Source organism: Dokdonia donghaensis DSW-1 (assembly GCF_001653755.1).
Taxonomy (GTDB): domain Bacteria; phylum Bacteroidota; class Bacteroidia; order Flavobacteriales; family Flavobacteriaceae; genus Dokdonia; species Dokdonia donghaensis.
The window spans coordinates 1,276,741-1,300,863 of sequence record NZ_CP015125.1; the positions used below are offsets into that span (position 1 = coordinate 1,276,741).

Genomic DNA, 24,123 nt, shown 5'->3' on the forward strand with positions numbered 1-24,123 from the left:
ATAAAAAAACAATTAATAAAACAAGGTAGTGGTTTATTCTATTATGAAAGTATAAAGTAGATTTTATAAATAAAATTAGCTTATTCTGTAGTAATTTGTATGGATATAGAAATACCTATACTTATGAGCGCTACATCTTTATTAATGCCCAAAATGGGAGAGTCTATCACAGAGGGAACCATCATAAACTGGCTTGTTGCCGAGGGTGAATCTTTTGAAGAAGGTGATATCCTTGTAGAGATTGCTACAGATAAAGTAGATAATGAGGTGCCTGCTACCAGCGCAGGAGTGATGCAAAAGCACCTTTATGATGCAAATGCCGTTGTTGCTGTAGGCGAGCCTATCGCAACCTATCTAGCACAAGGAGGAGATGCAGAAAAAGCTATCAACCCTTCAGAAAAGAAAGAATCCCAGCCTACTAAAGCGCAAGCACCAAAAAAACGAGCAAAACCAAAAGTAGCACCAGCTACAAGAACAATTGTCTCAAACGAGAATGTTTTTGTGAGTCCGCTTATAGATAGTATTGCGCGCAAGCATCATATATCTTATGAAGAAATCGCTAGAATACCTGGTACGGGTACTAAAGGCAGATTAAGAAAGAAAGATATAATGCAATATATAGATGATGGTAGACCATTTCAATTTGCACAGCCAGTAGCTCAACCAGATCCAGATGCTTATAAAATACCAAATCTTAAACTCGATAAGGGTAAAGGTAAAATAGTAGAGATGGACCGTATGCGCCAGATGATTGCAGATCATATGGTCTACAGTAAGCATACCAGCCCGCACGTAACCGCATATGTAGAGGCAGACTTAACAGAGATGGTACAATGGCGTAACGATAATAAGGTTGCCTTTCAAGAAAAACACGGCGAGCGTCTTACGTTTACACCTCTTTTTGTAGAAGCCGTAGCAAAAGCCGTCGAAGAGTTCCCAATGATAAACGTATCTGTAGATGGTAAAAATATCATTGTCAAAGAAGATATAAGTATAGGGATGGCGACTGCATTACCCTCTGGAAACTTGATTGTACCAGTAGTAAAAAATGCAAATCAAAAAAACCTTGTAGAAATTGCAGCAGAGGTAAACAGACTTTCGTCACTAGCTAGAGAAAATAAACTAGGAGGTGATGATGTAAAGGGAAGCACCTTTACCATAAGTAACGTAGGGACCTTTGGTAGTGTGATGGGAACACCCATTATAAACCAGCCAGAGGCGGCCATTCTTGCCACAGGGATTATTAAGAAAAGAGCTGAGGTAATGGAACGCCCAGAAGGTGACACCATAGAGATACGCCAGATGATGTACCTGTCTCTAAGTTTTGACCACCGTATAGTAGATGGTTATCTAGGAGGGAGCTTCTTGCGTAAAATAGCAGACCATCTCGAACAGTTTGATACCACTAGAGCATTATAAAACCAACCACCACGCCACTGCATAACGCGGTGGTAAACACCTATTCCTATGAAAATAGAAGTCACAAAAACAACAAATTCTAAACTAGCGAGTATAGATTTTGATAACATCCCACTAGGAAGAACCTTTACAGATCATATGTTTATCTGTGATTATGAAGATGGTAAGTGGCAAAACCCACGTGTAGAGCCTTTAGCAATGATACCTACACACCCAGCAGCAATGGCGCTTCATTATGGTCAAGCAATTTTTGAAGGGATGAAGAGTACGCTTTCGCGAAAGCGTGAACCTCTACTTTTTAGACCATATGAAAATGCTGCCCGTCTTAACGCGAGTGCAGAGCGTATGGGGATGCCGGCATTTCCAGAAGATCTTTTTGTAGACGGTTTAAAAGCGCTAGTTAGTATGGAGCAAGACTGGATTCCGCCGGTAGATGGTAGTGCATTATACTTAAGACCATTTATGTATGCAGACGAGCCTTTTATAGGGATGCGTGCAGCCACTAGTTATAAGTTTATCATCATAGGCTCACCAGCAGGACCATTTTTTACAAAGCCTGTAAAGCTTTGGGCAGAAAAGCATTATATACGTGCTGCCAGTGGAGGAACTGGAGAGGCAAAAGCCGCAGGAAATTATGCTGCCGCCATACGCCCTACAGAGATTGCAAAGTCTAAAGGATATGATCAAGTGCTATGGCTAGATGCACAAGAGCACGCCTACATACAAGAAGTAGGTACAATGAACATTTTCTTTAAAGTAGATGGCAACTTTATAACGCCTACGCTAGACGGCTCTGTGCTGCACGGTATCACTCGTAAAAGTGTGATAGATGTTTTAAGGCACAAAGGCTATACGGTTACAGAACGTAAAATATCGATTCAAGAAATAAAAGAAGCTGCAGCACAAGGAACGCTTGAAGAAGCTTTTGGTACAGGTACGGCCGTAGGTATTGCTCATATACAAGAAATAGGTTGGGGTGATGACGTTATACCAGTGTCTACCGAGTTTCCTGTAGGTAAGGCGGTAAATGATATGCTCAACGATATCAAAACAGGGGGCGAAGATCCTTTTAACTGGATGGCACCGGTACTTTAACAATAGTTTACTACAGCACATTAATACATTGTAAGATGAATAAAGAGGTATTAAAAAAAGCATTTCATAACGTAAGTACGGCAAAAGCACTCACAGAGTTATATGAAGAAAATTTTAAGGTGGTATCAAAGTATGTACACGCTACAAGCCGCGGTCACGAGGTGATACAAACCGCTATAGGGATGCAGTTGCAACCGCAAGATTATGCTTTTCCTTACTACAGAGATGATAGTATGCTCCTTGCCATAGGGATGAAGCCTTATGAGTTAATGTTACAAGTGCTAGCAAAAAAGGATGATCCATTTTCGGCGGGGCGTACGTATTACTCGCACCCAAGTTTGCGAGATGATGATAAGCCTAAAATACCACACCAGAGTAGTGCTACAGGTATGCAAGCCATACCAGCTACGGGTGTTGCAATGGGTTTTTATTATAAAGAAGGACTTTCTGAAAAGCTTTCGACAGTGCTCAATGAGACAGAAATTGCAATTTCCAGCACAGAAGCACCTTTTGTAGTTTGCTCACTAGGAGATGCATCTGTGACTGAGGGTGAAATAGCCGAAGCATTCCAGATGGCAGCGCTCAAGCAGTTACCTATCTTATATTTAGTACAAGATAACGGCTGGGATATCTCTGCAAATGCTGCCGAGACCCGTGCTCAAAATGCATTTGAGTACGCACAAGGTTTTCACGGTCTTGAAGCGGTAACTATAGACGGGACAGATTTTGAAGAGAGTTACACGACGCTCGAGAACGTCATAGAGACCATCAGGACAGAGCGTAGACCATTTTTAGTACACGCAAAAGTTCCCCTGCTTAATCACCACACTTCTGGTGTGCGTATGGAGTGGTACAGAGATGATTTAGAAGAGGCACAAGGCCGCGACCCGTATCCAAAAATGATTGAGCTATTACTCAATAATGGATTTGATAAAAAAGAGATTGAGGATATGACCGCTTTCGCGAAAGCGGAAGTCCATAAAGATTTTGACAAAGCACAACAAGCCGAAGATCCCGTTCCAGCAGATTTATTTACACACGACTTTGCACCAACACCTATCACCGAAGAGCGTGGCGAGCGCGCTCCAAAAGATGGAGAAAAGGTAGTGATGGTAGACTGTGCACTGTTTGCCGTAGAAGAGCTTATGCGCAAGCATCCAGAATGCTTGATGTATGGTCAAGATGTAGGAGGTAGACTGGGAGGCGTTTTTAGAGAAGCGGCGACGCTTGCTCAAAAATTTGGTGATAACCGCGTTTTTAACACACCTATACAAGAAGCTTTTATCGTAGGGTCTACAGTAGGGATGAGCGCCGTAGGGCTCAAGCCTATCGTAGAAGTTCAATTTGCAGATTATATATGGCCGGGCCTCAATCAACTATTTACAGAGGTGTCTCGATCGTGTTACTTGAGTAATGGTAAATGGCCAGTCTCAATGATTTTGAGAGTGCCTATAGGTGCTTACGGCTCTGGTGGGCCGTATCACTCGTCTTCTGTAGAGAGTGTGGTGACTAATATACGTGGTCTTAAAATTGCATATCCTTCTAATGGTGCAGACCTTAAAGGACTTCTTAAGGCGGCTTACTACGATCCTAACCCAGTTGTGATTTTTGAGCACAAGGGGCTATACTGGTCTAAGGTAAAAGGAACACAAGGCGCTACATCTGTAATGCCAGATGAAGATTATGTGCTACCTTTTGGGAAAGCAAATGTGCTGCAAGAAATCTGGAAGCAAGAAGATGAAGAAACAATTGCTATTATCACCTATGGTATGGGTGTACACTGGGCTATGAATGCTAGTGCAGAGTTGGGACTACAAGACAGGGTTGAGGTGGTAGATTTAAGAACATTACATCCACTAGATTATGAGACGGTATTTAAGTCAGTAAAAAAATGTGGTAAATGTCTTGTTATAACAGAAGAGCCTTCTAATAATGGCTTTAGTAGAGGACTGCAAGGAAGTATACAAGAAGAATGTTTTCAATACCTAGATGCTCCAGTAATGCTTATAGGTTCTGAAAATATGCCAGCAATACCGCTCAATAGTGTATTAGAACAAACAATGATACCTAGCACAGAGAAGGTAAAGAAAAAGATAGAAGCGTTAATGGCTTACTAGTATTAGTAAGGCTGTTGTAAATTAAAAAAAGCACCCGGATGGGTGCTTTTTTTATGCTATTAAAATTTGGATTAGTTACCCGCTACTTGTGGTGGGTATACTTCCATAATTTCTTGTACGATGAGGTTAATGCGTTCCTCGCGCTTATCTACATCTCCAGTTACGAGTGGTGCTGTACCTTGACCTTGCCATATAAGTTGTTTCTTATTTGCATCTATGAGGTCTATGTATAAAGTTCCTTGTGTAGTTCTTGAGACGGTATTGCTATTAAAGCCGTTATTCCATCCCCAAGGACCACCCCAGCCGCCCCAGAAGCCGCCTCCCCAGCCCCAACCGCCGTTGAAGCCAAAGTTGTTTTGATATACATCCACACGCTCTTTTGCTTTTGTAAATATGCTTACAAGCACAGCTGGGTTGCTAGATTTTGTAAAACCTTTTGCGAGCATTTGTGCCTCTACGGCGCGTAGCACACGTTTTTTATCAAGATCAGATATCTCTGCTTTATCTATACCTGGCTTGTAGAAGGCAAATGTTTTGTAATCACTAAAGTTTGTGTCTTTGTCGTAGTCTGATGCTACGCGCACAGTGCTACAAGAAGCGAGTAATAATACGGCTCCTAGTAAGGGTAAAAGTCTTAATGCTTTCATAGTAGTTTTTTTTTAAATGTTATTAAATAGATCTTCTTCTACAATATTTGGTATGGTGACCTTAAGATTTGGTTCGATTTCCATTGCTCTTTTTATGGCAAAAACAGCACCTTCATTACGAGCCCAGCTTCTTCTTGCAATTCCGTTGTTTACATCCCAGAAAAGCATTGATTGTAAGCGTCTTTCGGCTTCTTTACTACCATCAATTACCATACCAAAACCACCATTTACAACTTCGCCCCAGCCTACACCACCACCATTGTGAATACTCACCCAGGTAGCTCCTCTAAAGCTATCACCTATTACATTGTGAATTGCCATATCTGCCGTAAAGCGACTGCCGTCATAAATATTACTCGTCTCGCGGTACGGAGAGTCTGTACCAGATACATCGTGATGATCACGACCTAATATAACTAATCCTATCTCGTTGCGAGCAATAGCATCGTTAAAGGCTTGTGCGATTTTTGCACGTCCCTCTGCGTCTGCATACAGTATACGTGCTTGTGAGCCTACTACGAGCTTGTTTTGCTGTGCACCTTGTATCCAGGTGATGTTATCTTGTAATTGCTGTTGTATTTCTGCTGGAGCATTTACTGCTAGTTCTTCCAGAACAGTACAGGCTATAGCATCAGTTTTTGCAAGGTCTTCTTCCTTTCCAGAAGCGCAAACCCACCTAAAAGGGCCAAAACCGTAATCAAAACACATAGGCCCCATTATGTCTTGTACATAGCTGGGGTATTTAAAGTCAATGCCATTTTCGGCGAGTACATCTGCTCCTGAACGGCTGGATTCTAGTAAAAAAGCATTTCCGTAATCAAAAAAGTAGGTGCCCTTTGCGGTATGCGCATTTACTGCTGCGGCGTGACGACAGAGGGTGCTTTTTACGCTTTCGCGAAAGCGCTCTACATCATTTGCCATCATATCATTTGCCTCCTCAACAGTGTATCCCATAGGGTAGTAACCACCCGCCCAAGGATTATGTAAAGAGGTCTGATCGCTACCTATATCAATTTTTATATTGTGCTCATTAAACGCCTCCCATACTTCTACCACATTACCGTGATATGCGATGGAGACCGTCTCTTTATCAAGTTGTGCCTGCTGTACACGGGCAACGAGAGCTGTTGTGTTATCAATTATTTCATCTACCCATCCTTGTGAGTGCCTAGTGTGTACCGCTTTTTTATTTACTTCTGCACATATGGTGATACAGCCTGCAATATTACCAGCCTTAGGCTGTGCCCCAGACATACCGCCTAACCCGGAGGTGACAAAGATGCCACCCTTAGGTGATTTACCTATTTTTCTAAAAGCGTTAAGAACGGTAATTGTGGTGCCGTGTACAATGCCTTGAGGTCCTATGTACATATAACTTCCAGCCGTCATCTGCCCGTACTGGGTGACGCCTAGGGCGTTGTATTTTTCCCAGTCGTCTGGTGTGCTGTAGTTAGGTATCATCATCCCGTTTGTGACAACTACTCTAGGTGCTTCTTTGTGAGATGGGAACAAGCCCATAGGGTGACCAGAGTACATAACTAGCGTTTGCTCATCTGTCATCTGAGCGAGATATTGCATCGTGAGGCGATACTGAGCCCAGTTTGAAAAAACGGCTCCATTACCACCATAAGTGATAAGCTCAAGAGGGTGCTGTGCCACAGCGTGATCTAGATTGTTTTGAATCATAAGCATAATAGCTGCGGCTTGCTTAGATTGTGCCGGATACTCTTCTATAGGTCTTGCATAGATCTTATAATCTGGTGCAAAACGATACATATAAATGCGGCCATAGGTATCTAGTTCATTTTTGAATTCAGGTAATAGTGTTGCGTGATGCTGGGGTTCAAAATAGCGCAGGGCGTTTTGAAGTGCGAGTTTCTCGTCACTAGGAGAGAGTATCTTTTTTCTTTTTGGGGCGTGGTTTATAGCTGGATCATATTTTTTTTGTGCAGGAAGTACTGCAGGAATCCCTTCAAGTATTTGTTGTTGAAATGTCATAAGTAGTGATATTAAGTAAGTACTAGTTTAAAAACTCTTACTCACACACTATGGATAACGTATATCTACTCTATGGTAGCTTCTATATACACACTTACGATATAAGAGTAGCAGTCTATCCATTTTGAGTATTTGTCTTTTTACTATAGCCATAAGGGCAATGACGGCAGCCACTCTCACAACAGTATCCTCTTTTGAGATGATACTGTTCTGTAAAACATTTATAGCCTTCTGGCGTTAAGTAATAGTCGCCATCTTCTATAGGGATATGTTTTTTTAAGTAAGACATATACAAAGATAAGGATACGGCACAAACTTTGAATACTGCTTAACCTGTTAACAATGCGGTAGATAAATATATGGCTGGCGTTGTTTTTAAAAAAAGATATTAAAGTACTTTTGACCTATGTTTTTTGTTGTAAATAAATACTTGTTGCGCAGGCGCTTTGTGGGAGTTACACTCTGGCCATTTATTGTGATGCGCACACCAGATCTCAAAAAGGATGAGGTATTTATCAATCACGAAAAAATACACATAAGACAACAAGCCGAGATGCTGGTAATTCCATTCTTTATCTGGTATGCTGTCGAGTATCTCATTAGACTTATACAATACCGAGATAATTATGTGGCATATCTTAATATAAGTTTTGAGCGAGAGGCTTATGCTCGTGAGTGTGAAATTAATTATCTTAAAGAACGTCCGTTCTGGAGCTTTATAGCCTATTTATAAACTTGTGAATTTTACTTCAAAAAATCAATTTGTCTTTGAGCAAAATGGCTGTACACTTTACATAAAGCGTGAGGACGAGTTACACCCCACCGTTTCTGGTAATAAGTTTAGAAAACTTAAGTATAACCTACTTCAAGCCAGAGCACTTGGTCACGATACATTACTCACCTTTGGTGGTGCATACTCAAATCATATTGCTGCTACTGCGGCGGCGGGTAAACTAGAAGGTTTTAAAACCGTAGGGGTTATAAGAGGCGAGGAGTTGGGCCGTGATCTTAAAAAAACACTAGCTCAAAACCCTACGCTAGCATTTGCTCACTCTTGTGGGATGGAATTTCACTTTGTTACTAGGGCTGAGTATAAGGAGAAGGATGAATTACGCTTTCGCGAAAGCGTAAAAAAAACCTTTAATAATCCATTTATTATACCCGAAGGAGGTACAAATGTGCTTGCAATAAAAGGATGTGAAGAGATTCTAACTACAGATGACAGTCAGTTTGATTTTATAAGTTGCCCTATAGGAACGGCAGGTACGATATCTGGTATCATAAATAGTGCTGGTAAACACCAAAAGGTACTAGGCTTTCCCGCGCTAAAAGGAGATTGGGTACGTGATGAGGTAGCACAATATGTGGATAGTGAGCAATGGGAAATCATAGCCGACTATCATTGTGGAGGATATGCAAAAGTAAATAGAGAATTAATCACTTTTATAAATGACTTTAAGGATGCATACGGCATTCCGCTTGATCCTGTGTATACGGGTAAGATGCTTTTTGGGCTTTCAGACTTGATGAATCGTGGGTATTTCCCAGAGAATTCTCGTATTTTAGCCATTCATACGGGAGGTTTACAGGGCATCTCGGGTATGAATACTCGACTTGCAAAAAAGGGACTCCCACTCATACAATAGATTTATGTTAAAAAGATTAACTGTACTTCTGGTAATAGCAATAATTACAGTGGGTTGCGGTGGTTCAAAAAAGGCTACACGCAGCACAAAACGCACAAAAAAAATTCGCACGGTTGAGAGGACTAACTCAGAGCTAGATGTAGAAGAAGCTGCCACACCAGATGATAATCTTGATAATGGTGTAAATCCTGTTCCAAAGGGTGGTGTAGACGGTTATATAGAACAATATGCTGCCATTGCAAAAGAAGAGATGGAGCTTTACGGCATCCCGGCATCTATAACGCTGGCACAAGGAATTCTAGAATCTGGCGCAGGAAAAGGGGAGCTTGTAAAAAAGGCAAATAATCACTTTGGTATAAAATGTCACGACTGGAAAGGTCAAAAAGTATATCACGATGACGATACGCAAGGTGAGTGTTTTAGAAAATATAGCTTACCAAAATTCTCATATAGGGATCACTCTTTATTCTTAACTGGACGCAAGCGATACACAGACCTCTTTAAACTACCAAAAGACGATTATAAAGGCTGGGCAAAAGGACTACGTAGAGCAGGGTATGCAACAGATAAAAAATATCCTCAAAAGTTAATAAGTCTTATAGAGCGTTATAAGCTATATACGTACGACGGCGAGGTGCTAGGTAAGCCTGTAGAAGACTATAAGAAAGTAACAGATAATAACAACCAGCACACTGTAAGAAAGGGTGAAACGCTGTATCGTCTAGCAAAAAAATATGACGTAACTGTAGACCAACTTAAAGAATGGAATGGTATCGATGGCGATAATATCTTCGAAGGGCAGGTGTTATACATCAAGCCGTTTGATAGAGGGTATTAAATTTTTAGTAAGGCATAAAGGAAAGAAGCACTCTAGCAGAGTGAAATATATAGCATATGATTTATAAGAGAAGTAGTGAGTTATTTGTAGCGGCTCAAAAAGTAATACCAGGTGGAGTAAACAGCCCAGTAAGAGCTTTTAAATCTGTAGGTGGTGACCCTATTTTTGTAAAAGAAGCAAAAGGAGCTTATTTATATGACGAGGATGGTCGCAAACTTATAGACTATATCGCATCTTGGGGACCTATGATACTAGGTCACGCACATAAGCCTGTGGTAGATGCCGTAGTACAAAAAGCTCAAAAAGGAACCTCTTTTGGAATGCCTACAGAGATAGAGACAAAAATAGCAGAGCTTGCTATCTCAATGGTGCCAGGTATAGATAAAATACGTTTTGTAAATAGTGGTACAGAGGCTTGTATGAGTGCGATACGTCTAGCAAGAGGTTTTTCTGGAAGAGAAAAAATTATAAAATTTGCAGGTTGCTATCACGGTCACTCTGACTCGTTTTTAATACAAGCAGGTAGTGGTGCAGTGACTTTTGGGTCTCCTAATAGTCCGGGAGTAACTACCGGTACGGCAAAAGATACTTTACTAGCAGACTATAATAATATTGATCAAGTAAAGGCGCTTTTTGCAGCAAACCCTGGAGAGATTGCAGCCATTATCATAGAGCCTGTTGCAGGTAATATGGGGTGCATACTCCCAGCCGAAGGTTTCTTACAAGGACTTCGTGAGCTGTGTGATGAAAATGGTGCTCTGCTTATATTTGATGAGGTTATGACCGGCTTCCGCCTTGCAAAGGGAGGTGTTCAAGAACTTATGGATGTACAAGCAGATATCGTAACCTTTGGAAAAGTAATAGGAGGTGGTCTGCCTGTAGGAGCATTTGCAGCTCGAGCAGAGATTATGAGTCACCTCGCACCAGAAGGACCAGTTTACCAAGCTGGTACACTTAGTGGCAACCCGCTAGCGATGGCGGCAGGTCTTGCAATGCTTACAGAACTTAATGAGAACCCAGCAGTATTTACAAGCCTTAAAGATAAGACCGAGTATCTACATAAAGGTATAGAACAGGCACTTACAGAAAGCGGTGTAATATTTACAATAAATAGACTAGGGTCTATGATCTCTGTGCACTTTGCAAAAGACGCTGTGGTAGATTTTAAGACAGCGGCCGCTGGAGATAATGATACCTTTAAAAAATTCTTTCACGGTTTACTCGCAGAGGGTATTTATATAGCGCCTAGTGCTTATGAGAGCTGGTTTTTAAACGATGCACTGTCTTATCAAGATCTTGATGATACAATTGCTGCTGTAGCAAAGGTGAGTAAAACCTTATAAGTTTACATAAAAAAGAAAACGGCATCCTACCTAAAGGATGCCGTTCTCAAACCAAATTAATCAATCAATAAAAATATTATTTACCACGCTGGCCTCTACCACGTTTGCCACCGCGTCTTCCTTCACCTTTGCGCTTTGCGCTCATCTTCTTAAACTGCTTAAATTGGTCTTCAGATAAGATACTTTGCATCTCTTGTTGCATAGCAATTTGCTTATCTAGACGTTCATTTGACTTAGCAAATTTTTGCTCTTTTGTAAGCTCAGGTTTTTCTGTTTGAGCCTTGCGAGCTTCCATCGCTTGCTTGCGGTCTTTTGCTTGTGCAAGGAGTACGTTATACACTTTTTTAGACTGGTTATCGTCTAGAGCAAGTGCTAGGGTCATTTTCTTCGTTTTGAGCGTAGCCATTTGTTCTACAGTAAGGTCTTTTCCTCTTCTGTCTTCTCCGCCTCTTGGTCCTCTTTGTGCAGACATTGATATAGTAGCTAGTACTAAAAATGCCATTATTAACTTTTTCATATTCTTTATTTTTTTAATTACTGAACACTTATATGACTGTGTAAAATGCACAAAGTTTAATCCATTTTTATTTTTAGGATTTATTTGTGATTTGTTACGCTTTCGCGAAAGCGTATATATCTTCATTAATTTATGAACTCTAGAGTAGTCTGGTAACGAGAATTTTTTCATAAAAAAAGCCGACTGTCAACGACAGCCGGCTTATATGGGAAGGGGAAATCTTAGGGGTAAATTATCCCTTATTTAGGGTCAAGTATTAAATTGATGCGCTCTACAAGATCTTCTGTGTGAATGCGACTCATACGATCACGTAGTCTACTATTTTGTAAATCGCGTTTAAGACCTTTAAGCTCTGCACGCACTACGGCTCTAATGTCACTCTGGCTTACATCAATAGAAGTTCTAGTGCTAAAACGGCTAGAGGCTCCTTGCTCTCTAGTCATTAAATATTCCAGACGCTCTACATATGCACGCTGTAGGTTACGACGATAAATATCTATGGTACTCCTTGTCTTTAACTCACTAAAGAGGCCCTCGCGAGTATCTTCCATCATATCCATAAAGGTATATGCACTGTTGCCATTAAGAGTTTCGTTCTCTAGCATACGTCCCATTCTTCCAAAATCTAGAAGGTTGTTAAGCGTTCTAGTCTGGAAACGTCTTATACGTTCTACACTACCTGCATTTTCTATTTTATCAAAAATGTTTGTGTCTAGTAACCACTCTGGTGTCTCAAAAAGATTTTCTTGTAAGAAGGTAAGTGCTTCTTTTTGTTTCTGCTTTGGTACGTGTGTGTATACAGCCCCATCTTGATCATAGGTTTTATACATCTCATACACACCACCTACATTTGCGGCCACGTGCCCCATATAGCGGTTATACTGAGAGAGTACTTGTCCATACATTTTATCTAGCTCATCATAGTTTTGGCCCTCTTCTGCAGTCCAAGTGATAAGGTTAGGTACAATACGTTTAAGGTTTGCAATACCATAAGCACTAGCTTTCATAGCATCGTCACCTAGATCTTCTGTTTGAGAGCTAGGGTCTATAACGCCTCTTTGCTGTCTCCCAAAACGGTACATAGGGTCTCCAGCGTGCTCGAGTATCCAGCTGTCTAGGGTTTTCTTTTCGTCTTCTGCACTTTTTGCCTCAAGTATAGGGCGGTATCCCCACTTAATAGCATACTTGTCGTAGATACCTATGTTAGGCATCAAGGCTACATCACCATCACCTGGTTGTGCGATATAGTTAAAACGAGCATAATCCATAATAGAAGGTGCTGTTCCATACTTTTTTGTAAACTCAGGATCACGTAAATCGTCTACAGCATATGCGACACTACTTCCCATATTGTGAGGAAGACCTAGTGTGTGACCTACCTCGTGAGAACTCACAAAACGAATTAATCGTCCCATAATCTCATCTTTAAACTCGTTAGATCTTGCTTCTGGATTAATCGCTGCTGTCTGTACAAAGTACCAGTTATGTAATAAGGTCATAACATTATGGTACCAGTTTATATCACTTTCTAAAATTTCTCCAGATCTAGGATCACTCACGTGAGGTCCATTTGCATTAGGAATAGGAGACGCAAGGTAGCGCACTACACTATAACGTACATCTTCTGGGCTCCAGTCTGGATCCTCTTCTACAGAAGGAGGATCTGCCGCGATTATGGCATTTTTAAATCCAGCAGCTTCAAAAGCTACTTGCCAGTCTTCTATACCTTGTTTGATATATGGCACCCATTTTTTTGGGGTTGCTCTATCTATATAATAAACGATTTGCTTTTTAGGCTCAACAAGCTCACCTCTTTTAAAGGCTGCCATATCTTCGTCCTTAACCTCTAGTCTCCACCTATCTAAGTAACGTATGGTTTTACTTTTTTGTAAATCTAGACCGTAATCTGTTTGCCCGCGGCCAAACCACCCTACACGCTCATCAAACATACGGCGTTGCATAGGTACTTCTGGTAATAAAATCATAGAGTTACTCATCATAAGTGAGAGTGTACCCGTAGCATTATTAGACGGTAATGCGCTACCGCTGTATGTTTTTACGGTACGTACTTCTATGTTTTGCGGGTAACTTCGTATTGTATCTATGTAAGAACGCTTTGCATCTAACTTAGACACCTTAAGACTTTTACGACGTCTCTGTGGTAAACCTAGCGGCTTAACATCTGTTTCAAATAAAGGGCTCGCGTCTATCACAATATTCTTATTGCCAGAAACAGAATCCTTCTTATATGCCTTTACATCAAAAGCGTACAGTACCGGCTCAAAATTACTGTTCTTTACAGCCTCAGAGATAGGAAGTGAGTCTGCGGCATAAATTTGATGTGACACCACACGTAGTAATACCTTTTTATCTTTTACTTCCCAGCGTAGTACAGAGGTATTTTGTTTTCCTCCCCCAAAACCAAGTCCTGTGGCAGTCTTTGCAATACGAGTGACCATAAGCATCTCGCGCCCCATCAATGTGTCTGGAATCTCATAAAAGTACTTGCCGTCTAGTTTATGTACGGTAAAGAGACCTTCGTCTGTTTTTGCTTCTTTTGTGATTACTTTGCCATAAGGTTTTATGGCGTCTTTCTTGTCTTTTTTTGTAGATTTCGAGGCACTTGCCTTACTGGCAACTTTAGATTGTGATGCGCCACAACTTGCAATTGTAATAGCTAGTAGTGTAGCAATTACGTAGGATAATTTTCTATTCATTCAATTGGATGTTTTACAAGGGTAAAAGGTACTGCCCAGAACCCGCCTATCTTGTTAAGAAAATCATAACAAGTGAAGGGTAGTGTCATAAAGTGGTGTATTGTCAAGCTTAGATTTTATCCAAGCAAAAAAGCTCACCATAAAGATGTCTTCTTCTTTAAGGGTGGAGGTGGTAAAGTTATTTTTTACGCTTTCGCGAAAGCGGTCTTCATCTATCACGAGAGGATTGTTATGCATAGCCGTGTAAACTGCAATAAAAGAATGTAACCTCGTCTCAGAGCGAATAATAGATTTATGCTTGCGCTTAAAACTTCTCAAAGTAGCGTGCGCCAGATCTACATACTCTAGTTCATAATAAATAATAAGGGTGAGAAGATCTCTTTTTATTAACCAGTCTTTACCTAATTGCGTCTCATACCATTGGTCTGAGTGTTTTAATTTATTAAGCTGGCCTAAGGCTTCTTTATATAAACCTTGCTGGGTGAGAAAAACAACAAGCGCTAGTCTGGTATCTGGGTGGGATTTTCCTTTAGTATTTTTTATGTATTCTTCTAAAGAGGTGATGGCGGTTGTATAACTGCCACTATAATTCATAACAAAACTGTGTATGAGTAGGTAGCTTTCGCGAAAGCGGGATTCCCATTTTCTTCTATCTGCACCTATTTGCTCGTCCATAAGCTTGAGATATGACTGAGCCTGTGTAAAATCACGCACTCTAAAATGTGCATTTGCCATAAAATAGAGGACCTGTATATGGTAAAAACGATGCTTTGCAGCAACGTGATCCTTCTGCTCTATAAGTTTATAAACCTTTGTTATAAACGGTAATGCTTTGCTAAAGTTATGATCTAGATGTGCTGCTGTATTAATAATCTCAAGGAGTTGGTAGAGGGACTTATAGGTAAGATCTTTTTGTATGTCTATTTTAAAATCTGCTAGAATTTGTTCTATAGTTTCTTGTACGCCTTGTTGTAATAGGGCTGTGTTAAACTGGACGGTTCTCTTAATGTGAGCATATGCCATATTGAGCCTTTCTTGCTGTAAAAAGAGCTTGTGACACTGCTGTGCCGCTGCCACAAGCTCAGGTAGATCTTGCTCAGGGTGAAGGTGGCTGTATTGTATTTGTGTATGATATGCCTCGACTAGTGCTGTGTAGAGGTCTAGTTGTTTTGCTTTTTTAATAGCTTTTTTGAGTAGTTTATGGGCAGGGTCAATCTGGTCTTGCTCATAAAGTATACGTGCTGTAAGTATCCACTTAAAGATGGTCATATCTTCTGAGGTTTCTGTCTCAAAACTGCGTGTAGCAATAAAATCTATGAGTGAGTCTTGCAGTCGCTTTGATAATGCGTGATAGGCATTTCTGTTTGACGAGCCATATAATGTGGTGATGATATCATTTACAGGTACTCCTTTACGCAAGAGCATATAGAGATCTATGTTTTTTGTGTCCTTTCTTTTATTTCTGGAGCGTATGTATTGTATAAAAAGATCACTTTCTTCTTTAGAAAAACTAGTAATAATAGAAAATAATGACATTTTATATCGTAAGTTATATGTGTGTAAAATCCTATTTTAATTGTATAAATGTAATATTAGTATATTATATATCGTAAGTGATAATGAAATTATTGATTTTTTGATGTGAGGTTGGGTTGCATCTTTGACCTCGTTAAACAACAACAAAACATTATGGAAAATCAATTTGAAACACCAGTAACTGAGAAGAAAGTAAAAGAAAAACCTTCATTTTCAAATAAGCCTACGGGCGCTTTTATAAGTGCATCGTGGAGTGCTTTATTTGTTGGGATGATATCGTTCTGTGTAGGTTTATGGAACGCAGATATGTATCTCAATGAAAAAGGATATTATTTTACAATTTTACTCTTTGGTCTTTTTGCAGTAGTCTCTGTGCAAAAAAGTGTACGCGATAGGCTAGAGGGAGTACCTGTTACAGACATTTATTATGGCATAAGTTGGTTTGTGACCATTATTTCAATCTTATTACTCGTAGTAGGTTTATGGAACGCAGATCTAGAGTTAAGTGAAAAAGGTTTTTACGGGATGTCATTTACGTTAAGTCTCTTTGCTGCTATTGCAGTTCAAAAAAACACAAGAGATGTAAAATTTTTAGATAATCAAGAAGATAAGTAACAAAATGCGGTGCTCTAGGGCACCGCATTTTGTTGTTTGATAACCCGATGCTCCCTAGGGAGTGTTGGGTTTATTATTTAAAATTAATAGTACAAGAGGAAGATGTACCAAACCATCGTACCCTATTGCGAGAAGCCGTACGGTATACAAAGTCTCTAAGCATTCTAGGTATAAAAGCTAGTAAGGCGGCAACACGCTGCCACTTTGGTATTTTTGATACAATCTTTAAAAATCCATCAGAGTGTGTGTGCAAAACATTATTATCTATAAGAATTACCGTATCTAAACTATCTGTAGGTCTGTTGTTATCTCTCAAAATATGTTGACCTCTGGGAGATTGATAAGCTACAAATTCAAAGAGGTCTTCTGGAGCAAATTTTAATAACCACCCTACAACGCCATTGCAAAGGTTACACTCTCCGTCAAAAATTATAAGGCTCTTAGTAGCTGGACTCTTCATAGTAAATCAATTTTGTAATTAACCATTGAGTCGAAAAAAAATAGTAAACTTTTCAAAAACAGTTTTTTAAGAGTAGGTTTCTATTTTTTAATGAGTAGCTTGGTCTTATGATTTTTGAGCCACATATAGCAGAGGTAAAAAAGCACATAGACCATTATTGGATTGTAAAAGATGCTGCGCTCTTGTCTATGGGAAGCCCCACAATGTATGCATACCCTGGCATTACTCCAGATATGATTATTGTGCTAGATGGTCATTACACAATGAGCTATATGGGTAAAACCTATACATCTAATAGAAGCAAGCTGTATAGCTTTATTCATAAGGAAGTGGTTGTAGATCTCTCGCATCTTAAAAGTTGTATCATCATAAAATTTAAAAGCAGGGGACTGTCTTCGCTCAAACCATTTTTAGATCTCAAGACAGAAGCCATTATGAAAGACAGCGTCGCCTTTGCAGATGATGTTTTTGGGATGGATGTCGAGCTACTTAAGATTCATCTACTCACATTGTCACCTTCAGAAATTGCAAGCGAATTAGATCAATGGTTTGCAGAGAGGTATAAAAACGAGCGAGAAGGTTTTGTAGTAGCAATGGCACAAGAAGTGAGTGCTAGTTGTGATATACAAACTATTATAAAGGCTACAAATTACTCATATTCTACACTAGAGCGTCACTTCAAGAGAGATACAGGTCTCACTCCAAAAAAGTTTCAATCACTCCAGCGATATAAAAAAGCCATACGAGAGTTATATGTCACTCGCAATAGCGACTGGCAGCATTATGTAGTAAAGTATGGATATTACGATCAGAGTCATTTTATTAAAGAGATAAAAAGATATACAAATCATACACCGTCGCAACTCTTAAAGACACCATCTTTTATAGAAGTAAGACCTAACTATTTTTGACGAAAATTTACAATGACCGCTTTCGCGAAAGCGTAATCTTTGTAAAAAATAACACGAATGAAATATATCCCATACCTAATTGCACTTTGTTTTATAACCCTAAGCTGTAACAGTACACAAGAGGTAAACTATACTCAAGATACTGATAAGCAGCTGCAATTTTTTCTAGATGACACTTTTACTGATACAAAGCAAGATGTAACTGGTGTCTCTTTATCTGTAATTGCACCTTTTGCCGAAATAGATTTTTCTGGAGCGGCTGGATATGATAGTATAGATAAGGACGCGTTATTAAAAGCAAACCAGCCTTTTAGAATAGCGAGTGTGACTAAGGTATTTGTAGCCGTGGCTATATTACGTCTGTATGAGCAAGGAGAAGTATCGCTAGAAGATGCTATCTCAAAATACATCTCTGAGGAGCATATCGCATTACTTAAAAAGGGCGGTTATGACCCAGATAAAATAACTATACGCCACTGTCTAGGTCATACAAGTGGTTTATATGATTATGCAGAGGGAGGGCCAGAATATATAGAAGCCGCCTCAAAAACTCCAAACAAAATATGGAGCCGTACAGAGCAAATACAATTTGCAATAGATAATGGGAGTCCTTATGCTGCTCCTGGAGAAGAAAATAATTACAGTGATACAGGTTATATCCTACTTGGCGAAATCATAGAGCGCACAACTAAGCTTGATCTTGCGGCTGCACTTAGGTCATTACTTAAGTTTGACGAGCTAGGTATGACTTCTACCTATTTACAAAGTCTAGAAGAACCTACGCAAGAGTTACCACAAGAAGTGCATCGCTATGTAGGTAGTCTTGATGCTACAAAGTGGCATAACTCTGTAGATTTATATGGAGGTGGTGGTCTGGTTTCTACTACAAGAGATTTAAGTGTATTTCTTCAAGCGGTTTTTAATAATCGTGTTTTTGAAAATAAAAATACCTTAGACACAATGCTATTACTAGATGGCAGGTATAAGGAAGGAAATATCCCTAAGCAGCGTCTAGGTTTTGATAGCTATTACAGTAAAAAACTAGACGTAGAGACCTATTTGCATTCTGGTTTTTGGGGAACGCTGTTTGTTTATATCCCCAGTTTTAATGCTAGTATAGCAATAAATAATACACAAGATGGTGATGTAGATGGTGATGTGTTAACAAACGTAATTTATTACCTGCAGTGGTTAGATAAACAACCCAGTGGTAAAATGTAATGTCATTATTGCATTACAAGTAAGCCGTTCCATTGTTCATTAGTAGCGTGGTGCTTTTTTAAAAACTCCTCTGGTTCCATTAAAAAGTAGCTAGGGTCAAAGTCAAAAATAAAAAGCTGGCTTTTAACATCAGTATATCCGCTAGACCAGGTAGCATCGCATACATACCATTTCCCGTCAAGTCGTACGCTATTCCACGCGTGATTTGCAATAAGTTTCCCATTTGATTTAAATGTACTTGTAGGGTCATACCCATTTATGACCTCACAAGTAATTCCAGATAATAGGGCAAGCTTTTTAATTAGATAGGCATACCCCGTACACAGGGTTTCCTTATCATTAACTAATGTTGTAAGAACTTCTTGCTTAAATAAAGAACGCTTGGCATCTGAGTAACTTTTATCTAGATACATCTTCTTGCTCTTGCGTGTAAGTGCATCATTACCTTTTATATTATGAGTAACCCAGTAATAAATTGCTCTAAATTTTTCAACATCTGTGGTAAGCGTTGAGGTGAGTTTGTGGCTTAATAGTGGGAGATTGTATAATTCTTCACCTTCAAGAAGTGATGCCTTATAATCGGCAGTTGTAAAGTCAATGTGTGCAAAGTCTGAGCGCTGTGCACTTGTCACTGTTGTGAAGATGAAGAATATAAAGAGCGTAAGCTTGTACATATAGTTACATAGATTTAGGTATAGCTTTCTTTTGGGCAGGTGCAGTTCTCAAAGCTCCTACTATAACAATGGCTGTACCTTCTAAAAATGGTTCGATGTAGGTAGTGCCACGTTCAATTTTTACCTCCATATCTTCAAAAGCCATTGAGCTTACGATAAGAACATCATTATCCTTAAGCGGTTGCGGAAAGGTAAAAGCACCATCGTCATCTGCCATAACACCTATATTTGTTCCTTTGAGAACGATCGCCGCTCCCGGTACAACGCTATTATGCGTTTTTACTACGCCAGATACCGTGCGCTCTACAGCTTGTGCCTGTGCTGTTTGAGAGGTAAGCACGAAGGCTAGCATCATACAGATAGTCGCTACGGCGCTTGTTACCTTCTTCTTTGTTGTGATGTGTTTTGTTTTCATAATAAATGTGTTTTTGTTTATATCAAAACTATGAGGAGATGCCCTTTCTTAAAATTATAAATGCGCAAATGCCAGTTATATGACTGTAAACTGTCCTTTTCACTTAGGGAAGTATAATACTGTTCGGTTTAAGTACGCTTTCGCGAAAGCGTAATAAATACCCCATAAACTCATATTATGAAGATGTAGTTATCAATTATAACATTGAGCACATCACTAAAAATAAGAAAACCTCTGCCGATAGACAGAGGTTTTATATAGTAAGAAAGGCGATTGCCTTAGTCTGCGATGGTTACAAATAGACCATCATCTGTTTTTGAAACTTTTGCGGCGCCCATTTTTGTAAGTCCTTTTATTCCTTTATCCCAAGCTTTGTTACTTAACCCGGCAGCTGTCTTTAAAGCACTAAGCTCCTGCGGACTTTCCTTTTTGAGTAGCTCATAAATGGCTTTTTCATTTTCATTAAGGTCAAGTGCTTTCTTCTCTGGTTTCATCTGTGGGAAGAAAAGTACTTCTTGTATAGACTGGTTATTTGTTAAGAACATTATTAAACGATCCATCCCTATTCCCATACCAGAAGTAGGAGGCATTCCGTACTCTAATGATCTTAAGAAGTCATAATCTATAGAGGCTGTTGCCTCATCATCACCTCTCTTTGCAAGTTCTAGCTGTGCTTCAAAACGCTCTCTTTGATCTATAGGGTCGTTAAGCTCTGAGTATGCATTTGCAATTTCTTTACCACATACCATAAGTTCAAAACGCTCCGTAAGCTCTGGGTTATCGCGGTGCTCTTTACAAAGCGGACTCATCTCTTTAGGGTAATCTGTAATAAAGGTAGGCTGTATGTAGTTACCCTCGCACTTCTCTCCAAAAATCTCATCTATGAGTTTTCCTTTACCCATTGTATCATCTACCTCGATACCCATACCCTCTGCAGCGGCGCGTATCTCATCTTCGGTTTTACCGTTAATGTCAAAACCTGTGAAGTGCTTGATACTATCTGCCATAGTAACGCGGGCATATGGAGCTTTAAAGTCTACCTTGTGCTCTCCAAAGGTAGCCTCTGTTGTACCATTTACTGCAATGGCACAAGTCTCTAGTAATTGCTCACAGAAGTCCATCATCCAGTTGTAGTCCTTATAGGCTACATAAATTTCCATTGCGGTAAATTCTGGATTGTGCGTACGGTCCATTCCTTCATTTCTGAAGTTTTTTGAGAACTCATATACTCCTTCAAAACCACCTACAATAAGACGTTTTAAGTATAACTCATTTGCAATACGCATATATAATGGCATATCTAGTGAGTTATGGTGCGTTATAAATGGTCTTGCAGCTGCACCACCTGCGATAGGTTGTAATACTGGTGTCTCAACCTCAAAGTATCCTGCGTCGTTAAAGAAATTACGCATTGCGTTAAAGAGCTTTGTACGTTTTACAAAAACTTCTTTTACGTGCGGGTTTACAGTAAGGTCTACATATCGCTGTCTGTAACGCATCTCTGGATCTGTAAATGCATCGTGCACTTTACCTTCATCATCTGTACGTGGTTGTGGTAATGGCTTGAGTGCTTTACTTAATAGCGTGAAGTCTTTTACTAGCACAGTGATCTCTCCTACCTTAGTGGTAAACATCTCACCTTCTATACCTATAAAGTCTCCTATGTCAAGAAGCTTTTTATAAACCTCGTTATACTTAGATTTATCTTCTCCTGAACAGATTTCATCACGGTTAAAATATACTTGTATGCGACCTACACCGTCTTGTATTTCGGCAAAAGAGGCATTTCCTTGTATACGTCTTGACATTAGCCTTCCAGCCATTACTACTTTTTCACCTTCTGTGTAGTCATTTTTCGCTTTCGCGGAAGCGTGAGTCACGTGGTATTGTGCTGCGGGATAAGGGTTGATTCCTATTTCGCGCAAGCGAGATAATTTCTGGCGGCGTACTTGTTCTTGTTCTGACAGTTGCATACGGTAATTTTTGAGCTTGCAAAGATAGTCATAGCAGGGTCAGAAACGAAATGCTTGTAACAATTCTAATAATATGTAGACATATTAAGTACATCAATCAAGCGTTACCTTTGTGGTAACCTATCAAAACCAATTTATATGAGTATCTGGCGTGTCTTACTAGCCATCTTTTTTCCGCCCCTTTCTGTTATAGGTAAAGGGTGTGGGTCTGTATTAATAGTTTTCTTACTTTGGCTCTGTGGCTGGGTGCCTGGCGTGATTGCAGCACTCGTTATTTTAAACAATCCCAAAAATTAAAAATGAATAAAAAAAATTACTTATCACTAGTAGTGCTACTTGTATTACTGGTGAGTTGTAGTATGCAAGAGCGTATTGTCTTTAATGAAGATATGGGTGGTCGATATGAGTCTGTAGTAGACTTGTCTCAACTTATGGCGCTGGGAGCCCAAGGAAGACCAGCATCTGTAGACAAGAAAAAGGAAAAGATGGACACACTTGTTGTGTTTAATGATTTTCTGGAGACGTACAAAGATAGTATTGCAACCTTACCAGCGGCTAAATAAGAGGATATAAAAGCGCTAAGAGACTTCTCTATGCAAATGAATGTAGATGAGGATAATGGTGTTATGGTACTTACCATCATTAAGGACTTCAAACAGTTTAATGAGATAGAGCGCATCACTTATGATATAGAGAAGGTTTTTGATACAGCAAAGAAAACAACACCAGGAAGCGAGAAAGCTACTAGCAGTCCTGCAAGTAGTATGCTTAGTACAGATAAGGTGATATATACGTTTACAGATAATATCTTTAGAAGAACAGACCCAAAAGCACTTGCAGAACACCTAGGAGAAGAGGTTGCCTTGTCACAAAAAACGCAAGAAAGTATAGAGCAGACCACAAGCAGTGAAGTAGGAGATGAAAATGATATGATGTCTGGTATGCTTGCCCAGATGGATAAGGAGCTTAGTAAGTCTACAATGACACTTGAGTATGTGTTTCCTAGAAAGGTTATTTCTGTAACGCCAGATGGAGCGAGTATAGGAGCAGATGGTAAGACGGTTACTTTTGAAATAGACTATCACAGCTTGCTTAATAATAAGAGCAAGGTATTAGAAAATTTTGAGGTGGTTCTTGAAGACCAGTAAGAGCTGTTTTTAACGATATTTTATAACCTCCTACCATCTGGTAGGAGGTTTTTTAATGTGAAGTAATTCTTACCTTTGCGGCGTGAATAAAAATATCATTTTTCAGGATTTAGGACATCGCGATTACAAGGAAACTTGGGACTATCAAGATGAGCTTTTTAAGAAAACGGTTGCGATGAAAATCGCAAACAGAAGAGAAGATGCAGGATTAGTAACTCCTAACCATTTTCTCTTTGTAGAGCATCCACACGTTTTTACGTTAGGTAAGAGTGGTGATATGTCTAACTTGCTTGTGAGCGAAAAAGAGCTAGCCGAAAAGAATGCTACATTCTATAAAATAAATAGAGGTGGTGATATTACCTACCACGGGCCGGGTCAGATAGTGGGATATCCTATATTAGATCTTGATAACTTCTTTAGAGATATACATAAATATTTACGCCTACTTGAAGAGATGGTTATTCTCACTCTAGCCGAATACGGACTCAAAGCCGAGCGTTCTCCAGGGGAGACAGGAGTTTGGTTTGACGTAGGGACGCCATTTGCCAGAAAGATATGTGCTATGGGTGTGAGAGCGAGCCGCTGGGTTACTATGCACGGCTTTGCACTTAATGTAAATGCAGATTTAGGTTACTTTGACCTTATGATACCTTGCGGTATAAAAGATAAGGCCGTTACCTCACTTAATGTAGAGCTAGGTAAAGCTACAGTAAATCAAGAGGAGGTGAAGGCTAAGCTTAAAAAACACTTTACAGCCCTTTTTGAAGCGGAGTTTGTTACTCCAGAAGTTGCAGAGTAATCTCCACATCTCTCAATTACTTGAAACCCATTTT

24 protein-coding genes are annotated in these 24,123 nt (G+C 39.7%); 14 read left to right on the forward strand and 10 right to left on the reverse strand.

The window, feature by feature from the left end:
- The first annotated feature begins 123 nt into the window (after nucleotides 1-123).
- The 3 genes from I597_RS05550 to I597_RS05560 are packed head-to-tail and all read left to right on the forward strand — an operon-like array spanning nucleotide 124 to nucleotide 4,631.
- Nucleotides 124-1,419 (forward strand): dihydrolipoamide acetyltransferase family protein, encoded by a 1,296-nt coding sequence (locus I597_RS05550; RefSeq protein WP_035329024.1) that lies wholly within the window; start codon nucleotides 124-126, stop codon nucleotides 1,417-1,419.
- 48 nt (nucleotides 1,420-1,467) lie between these two features.
- A complete protein-coding gene (locus I597_RS05555) occupies nucleotides 1,468-2,514 on the forward strand; it encodes a branched-chain amino acid aminotransferase (RefSeq protein ID WP_035327316.1) in 1,047 nt (348 codons plus the stop codon).
- A gap of 35 nt (nucleotides 2,515-2,549) precedes the next feature.
- Nucleotides 2,550-4,631 (forward strand): alpha-ketoacid dehydrogenase subunit alpha/beta, encoded by a 2,082-nt coding sequence (locus tag I597_RS05560; RefSeq protein WP_035327317.1) that lies wholly within the window; start codon nucleotides 2,550-2,552, stop codon nucleotides 4,629-4,631.
- Nucleotides 4,632-4,702: 71 nt separating this feature from the next.
- On the opposite strand, the gene I597_RS05565 is transcribed toward I597_RS05560, so the two are convergent.
- From I597_RS05565 to I597_RS14980, 3 genes are all read right to left on the reverse strand, one after another.
- Nucleotides 4,703-5,278, reverse strand: coding sequence for a DUF4136 domain-containing protein (locus I597_RS05565; protein WP_035327318.1), 576 nt, complete (start codon nucleotides 5,276-5,278; stop codon nucleotides 4,703-4,705).
- Nucleotides 5,279-5,290: 12 nt separating this feature from the next.
- The gene (locus I597_RS05570) at nucleotides 5,291-7,276 is read right to left on the reverse strand and encodes a urocanate hydratase (protein WP_035327320.1); all 1,986 of its coding nucleotides are present in this window, start codon (nucleotides 7,274-7,276) and stop codon (nucleotides 5,291-5,293) included.
- Nucleotides 7,277-7,391: 115 nt separating this feature from the next.
- Nucleotides 7,392-7,565, reverse strand: a complete 174-nt coding sequence (locus I597_RS14980) for a DUF5522 domain-containing protein (protein WP_160268172.1) — start codon at nucleotides 7,563-7,565, stop codon at nucleotides 7,392-7,394.
- A 117-nt stretch (nucleotides 7,566-7,682) separates the two neighbouring features.
- On the opposite strand from I597_RS14980, the gene I597_RS05575 reads away from it, so the two are divergent.
- From I597_RS05575 to hemL, 4 genes are read left to right on the forward strand one after another with little or no spacing between them, the layout of a single operon-like run.
- A complete protein-coding gene (locus tag I597_RS05575; protein WP_035327322.1) occupies nucleotides 7,683-8,009 on the forward strand; it encodes a hypothetical protein in 327 nt (108 codons plus the stop codon).
- Between the two features lie 4 nt (nucleotides 8,010-8,013).
- Nucleotides 8,014-8,922, forward strand: a complete 909-nt coding sequence (locus I597_RS05580) for a 1-aminocyclopropane-1-carboxylate deaminase/D-cysteine desulfhydrase (RefSeq protein WP_052111927.1) — start codon at nucleotides 8,014-8,016, stop codon at nucleotides 8,920-8,922.
- Between the two features lie 4 nt (nucleotides 8,923-8,926).
- The gene (locus tag I597_RS05585; protein ID WP_035327328.1) at nucleotides 8,927-9,760 is read left to right on the forward strand and encodes a glucosaminidase domain-containing protein; all 834 of its coding nucleotides are present in this window, start codon (nucleotides 8,927-8,929) and stop codon (nucleotides 9,758-9,760) included.
- 56 nt (nucleotides 9,761-9,816) lie between these two features.
- Entirely contained in the window at nucleotides 9,817-11,103 is a 1,287-nt protein-coding gene (gene hemL, locus I597_RS05590) for a glutamate-1-semialdehyde 2,1-aminomutase (RefSeq protein ID WP_035327331.1), read from the forward strand.
- 76 nt (nucleotides 11,104-11,179) lie between these two features.
- Here the strand turns inward: hemL and I597_RS05595 are convergent, their stop codons facing one another.
- The 3 genes from I597_RS05595 to I597_RS05605 form a co-directional block, all read right to left on the reverse strand.
- On the reverse strand, nucleotides 11,180-11,620 hold the full coding sequence (locus tag I597_RS05595; RefSeq protein ID WP_035327333.1) for a hypothetical protein: 441 nt from the start codon (nucleotides 11,618-11,620) through the stop codon (nucleotides 11,180-11,182).
- A 239-nt stretch (nucleotides 11,621-11,859) separates the two neighbouring features.
- A complete protein-coding gene (locus I597_RS05600) occupies nucleotides 11,860-14,337 on the reverse strand; it encodes a zinc-dependent metalloprotease (RefSeq protein ID WP_035327335.1) in 2,478 nt (825 codons plus the stop codon).
- 63 nt (nucleotides 14,338-14,400) lie between these two features.
- Nucleotides 14,401-15,873, reverse strand: coding sequence for a tetratricopeptide repeat protein (locus I597_RS05605; protein ID WP_035327337.1), 1,473 nt, complete (start codon nucleotides 15,871-15,873; stop codon nucleotides 14,401-14,403).
- A gap of 153 nt (nucleotides 15,874-16,026) precedes the next feature.
- Here I597_RS05605 and yiaA point away from each other — a divergent pair, with 153 nt between their 5' ends.
- Nucleotides 16,027-16,488 (forward strand): inner membrane protein YiaA, encoded by a 462-nt coding sequence (gene yiaA / locus I597_RS05610; RefSeq protein ID WP_035327340.1) that lies wholly within the window; start codon nucleotides 16,027-16,029, stop codon nucleotides 16,486-16,488.
- A gap of 73 nt (nucleotides 16,489-16,561) precedes the next feature.
- Here yiaA and I597_RS05615 read toward each other — a convergent pair whose 3' ends face one another.
- Complete coding sequence (locus I597_RS05615; RefSeq protein WP_035327342.1) at nucleotides 16,562-16,948, reverse strand: thiol-disulfide oxidoreductase DCC family protein; 387 nt, start codon at nucleotides 16,946-16,948, stop codon at nucleotides 16,562-16,564.
- A 107-nt stretch (nucleotides 16,949-17,055) separates the two neighbouring features.
- Between I597_RS05615 and I597_RS05620 the strand changes: the two genes are divergently transcribed.
- Together I597_RS05620 and I597_RS05625 are read left to right on the forward strand one after the other, a co-directional pair.
- Nucleotides 17,056-17,859, forward strand: a complete 804-nt coding sequence (locus I597_RS05620; protein ID WP_035327345.1) for a helix-turn-helix domain-containing protein — start codon at nucleotides 17,056-17,058, stop codon at nucleotides 17,857-17,859.
- A 57-nt stretch (nucleotides 17,860-17,916) separates the two neighbouring features.
- Nucleotides 17,917-19,080 carry a serine hydrolase domain-containing protein gene (locus I597_RS05625; protein ID WP_052111929.1) on the forward strand — a complete coding sequence of 388 codons (1,164 nt, stop codon included), beginning with the start codon at nucleotides 17,917-17,919 and terminating at the stop codon, nucleotides 19,078-19,080.
- Nucleotides 19,081-19,085: 5 nt separating this feature from the next.
- On the opposite strand, the gene I597_RS05630 is transcribed toward I597_RS05625, so the two are convergent.
- The 3 genes from I597_RS05630 to lysS all read right to left on the reverse strand — a co-directional run bounded on the left by I597_RS05630 (nucleotide 19,086) and on the right by lysS (nucleotide 22,142).
- On the reverse strand, nucleotides 19,086-19,754 hold the full coding sequence (locus I597_RS05630; RefSeq protein ID WP_052111930.1) for a transglutaminase domain-containing protein: 669 nt from the start codon (nucleotides 19,752-19,754) through the stop codon (nucleotides 19,086-19,088).
- Nucleotides 19,755-19,758: 4 nt separating this feature from the next.
- Entirely contained in the window at nucleotides 19,759-20,169 is a 411-nt protein-coding gene (locus tag I597_RS05635; protein WP_035327347.1) for a carboxypeptidase-like regulatory domain-containing protein, read from the reverse strand.
- 278 nt (nucleotides 20,170-20,447) lie between these two features.
- Nucleotides 20,448-22,142 carry a lysine--tRNA ligase gene (gene lysS / locus I597_RS05640; RefSeq protein WP_035327349.1) on the reverse strand — a complete coding sequence of 565 codons (1,695 nt, stop codon included), beginning with the start codon at nucleotides 22,140-22,142 and terminating at the stop codon, nucleotides 20,448-20,450.
- Nucleotides 22,143-22,280: 138 nt separating this feature from the next.
- On the opposite strand from lysS, the gene I597_RS14650 reads away from it, so the two are divergent.
- From I597_RS14650 to lipB, 4 genes are all read left to right on the forward strand, one after another.
- Nucleotides 22,281-22,439, forward strand: a complete 159-nt coding sequence (locus I597_RS14650; RefSeq protein ID WP_081965011.1) for a YqaE/Pmp3 family membrane protein — start codon at nucleotides 22,281-22,283, stop codon at nucleotides 22,437-22,439.
- A gap of 2 nt (nucleotides 22,440-22,441) precedes the next feature.
- On the forward strand, nucleotides 22,442-22,705 hold the full coding sequence (locus I597_RS05645) for a hypothetical protein (RefSeq protein WP_035327351.1): 264 nt from the start codon (nucleotides 22,442-22,444) through the stop codon (nucleotides 22,703-22,705).
- A 30-nt stretch (nucleotides 22,706-22,735) separates the two neighbouring features.
- The gene (locus I597_RS05650) at nucleotides 22,736-23,290 is read left to right on the forward strand and encodes a hypothetical protein (RefSeq protein WP_035327354.1); all 555 of its coding nucleotides are present in this window, start codon (nucleotides 22,736-22,738) and stop codon (nucleotides 23,288-23,290) included.
- Nucleotides 23,291-23,372: 82 nt separating this feature from the next.
- Nucleotides 23,373-24,089 carry a lipoyl(octanoyl) transferase LipB gene (lipB, locus tag I597_RS05655; protein ID WP_035327356.1) on the forward strand — a complete coding sequence of 239 codons (717 nt, stop codon included), beginning with the start codon at nucleotides 23,373-23,375 and terminating at the stop codon, nucleotides 24,087-24,089.
- Nucleotides 24,090-24,123: the final 34 nt, after the last annotated feature.

What these genes read in the sequence shown, in the direction of transcription:
- I597_RS05605 (WP_035327337.1), bottom strand. Translation starts at nt 15,873, where the DNA reads ATGTCATTATTTTCTATTATTACTAGTTTTTCTAAAGAAGAAAGTGAT.
- I597_RS05595 (WP_035327333.1), bottom strand. Translation starts at nt 11,620, where the DNA reads ATGAAAAAGTTAATAATGGCATTTTTAGTACTAGCTACTATATCAATG.
- I597_RS05565 (WP_035327318.1), bottom strand. Translation starts at nt 5,278, where the DNA reads ATGAAAGCATTAAGACTTTTACCCTTACTAGGAGCCGTATTATTACTC.
- I597_RS05635 (WP_035327347.1), bottom strand. Translation starts at nt 20,169, where the DNA reads ATGAAAACAAAACACATCACAACAAAGAAGAAGGTAACAAGCGCCGTA.
- I597_RS05575 (WP_035327322.1), top strand. Translation starts at nt 7,683, where the DNA reads ATGTTTTTTGTTGTAAATAAATACTTGTTGCGCAGGCGCTTTGTGGGA.
- I597_RS05550 (WP_035329024.1), top strand. Translation starts at nt 124, where the DNA reads ATGAGCGCTACATCTTTATTAATGCCCAAAATGGGAGAGTCTATCACA.
- lysS (WP_035327349.1), bottom strand. Translation starts at nt 22,142, where the DNA reads ATGCAACTGTCAGAACAAGAACAAGTACGCCGCCAGAAATTATCTCGC.
- I597_RS05625 (WP_052111929.1), top strand. Translation starts at nt 17,917, where the DNA reads ATGAAATATATCCCATACCTAATTGCACTTTGTTTTATAACCCTAAGC.
- I597_RS05615 (WP_035327342.1), bottom strand. Translation starts at nt 16,948, where the DNA reads ATGAAGAGTCCAGCTACTAAGAGCCTTATAATTTTTGACGGAGAGTGT.
- I597_RS14650 (WP_081965011.1), top strand. Translation starts at nt 22,281, where the DNA reads ATGAGTATCTGGCGTGTCTTACTAGCCATCTTTTTTCCGCCCCTTTCT.
- hemL (WP_035327331.1), top strand. Translation starts at nt 9,817, where the DNA reads ATGATTTATAAGAGAAGTAGTGAGTTATTTGTAGCGGCTCAAAAAGTA.
- I597_RS05585 (WP_035327328.1), top strand. Translation starts at nt 8,927, where the DNA reads ATGTTAAAAAGATTAACTGTACTTCTGGTAATAGCAATAATTACAGTG.
- I597_RS05600 (WP_035327335.1), bottom strand. Translation starts at nt 14,337, where the DNA reads ATGAATAGAAAATTATCCTACGTAATTGCTACACTACTAGCTATTACA.
- yiaA (WP_035327340.1), top strand. Translation starts at nt 16,027, where the DNA reads ATGGAAAATCAATTTGAAACACCAGTAACTGAGAAGAAAGTAAAAGAA.
- I597_RS05630 (WP_052111930.1), bottom strand. Translation starts at nt 19,754, where the DNA reads ATGTACAAGCTTACGCTCTTTATATTCTTCATCTTCACAACAGTGACA.
- I597_RS14980 (WP_160268172.1), bottom strand. Translation starts at nt 7,565, where the DNA reads ATGTCTTACTTAAAAAAACATATCCCTATAGAAGATGGCGACTATTAC.
- I597_RS05620 (WP_035327345.1), top strand. Translation starts at nt 17,056, where the DNA reads ATGATTTTTGAGCCACATATAGCAGAGGTAAAAAAGCACATAGACCAT.
- I597_RS05570 (WP_035327320.1), bottom strand. Translation starts at nt 7,276, where the DNA reads ATGACATTTCAACAACAAATACTTGAAGGGATTCCTGCAGTACTTCCT.
- I597_RS05650 (WP_035327354.1), top strand. Translation starts at nt 22,736, where the DNA reads ATGCAAATGAATGTAGATGAGGATAATGGTGTTATGGTACTTACCATC.
- I597_RS05560 (WP_035327317.1), top strand. Translation starts at nt 2,550, where the DNA reads ATGAATAAAGAGGTATTAAAAAAAGCATTTCATAACGTAAGTACGGCA.
- I597_RS05555 (WP_035327316.1), top strand. Translation starts at nt 1,468, where the DNA reads ATGAAAATAGAAGTCACAAAAACAACAAATTCTAAACTAGCGAGTATA.
- I597_RS05645 (WP_035327351.1), top strand. Translation starts at nt 22,442, where the DNA reads ATGAATAAAAAAAATTACTTATCACTAGTAGTGCTACTTGTATTACTG.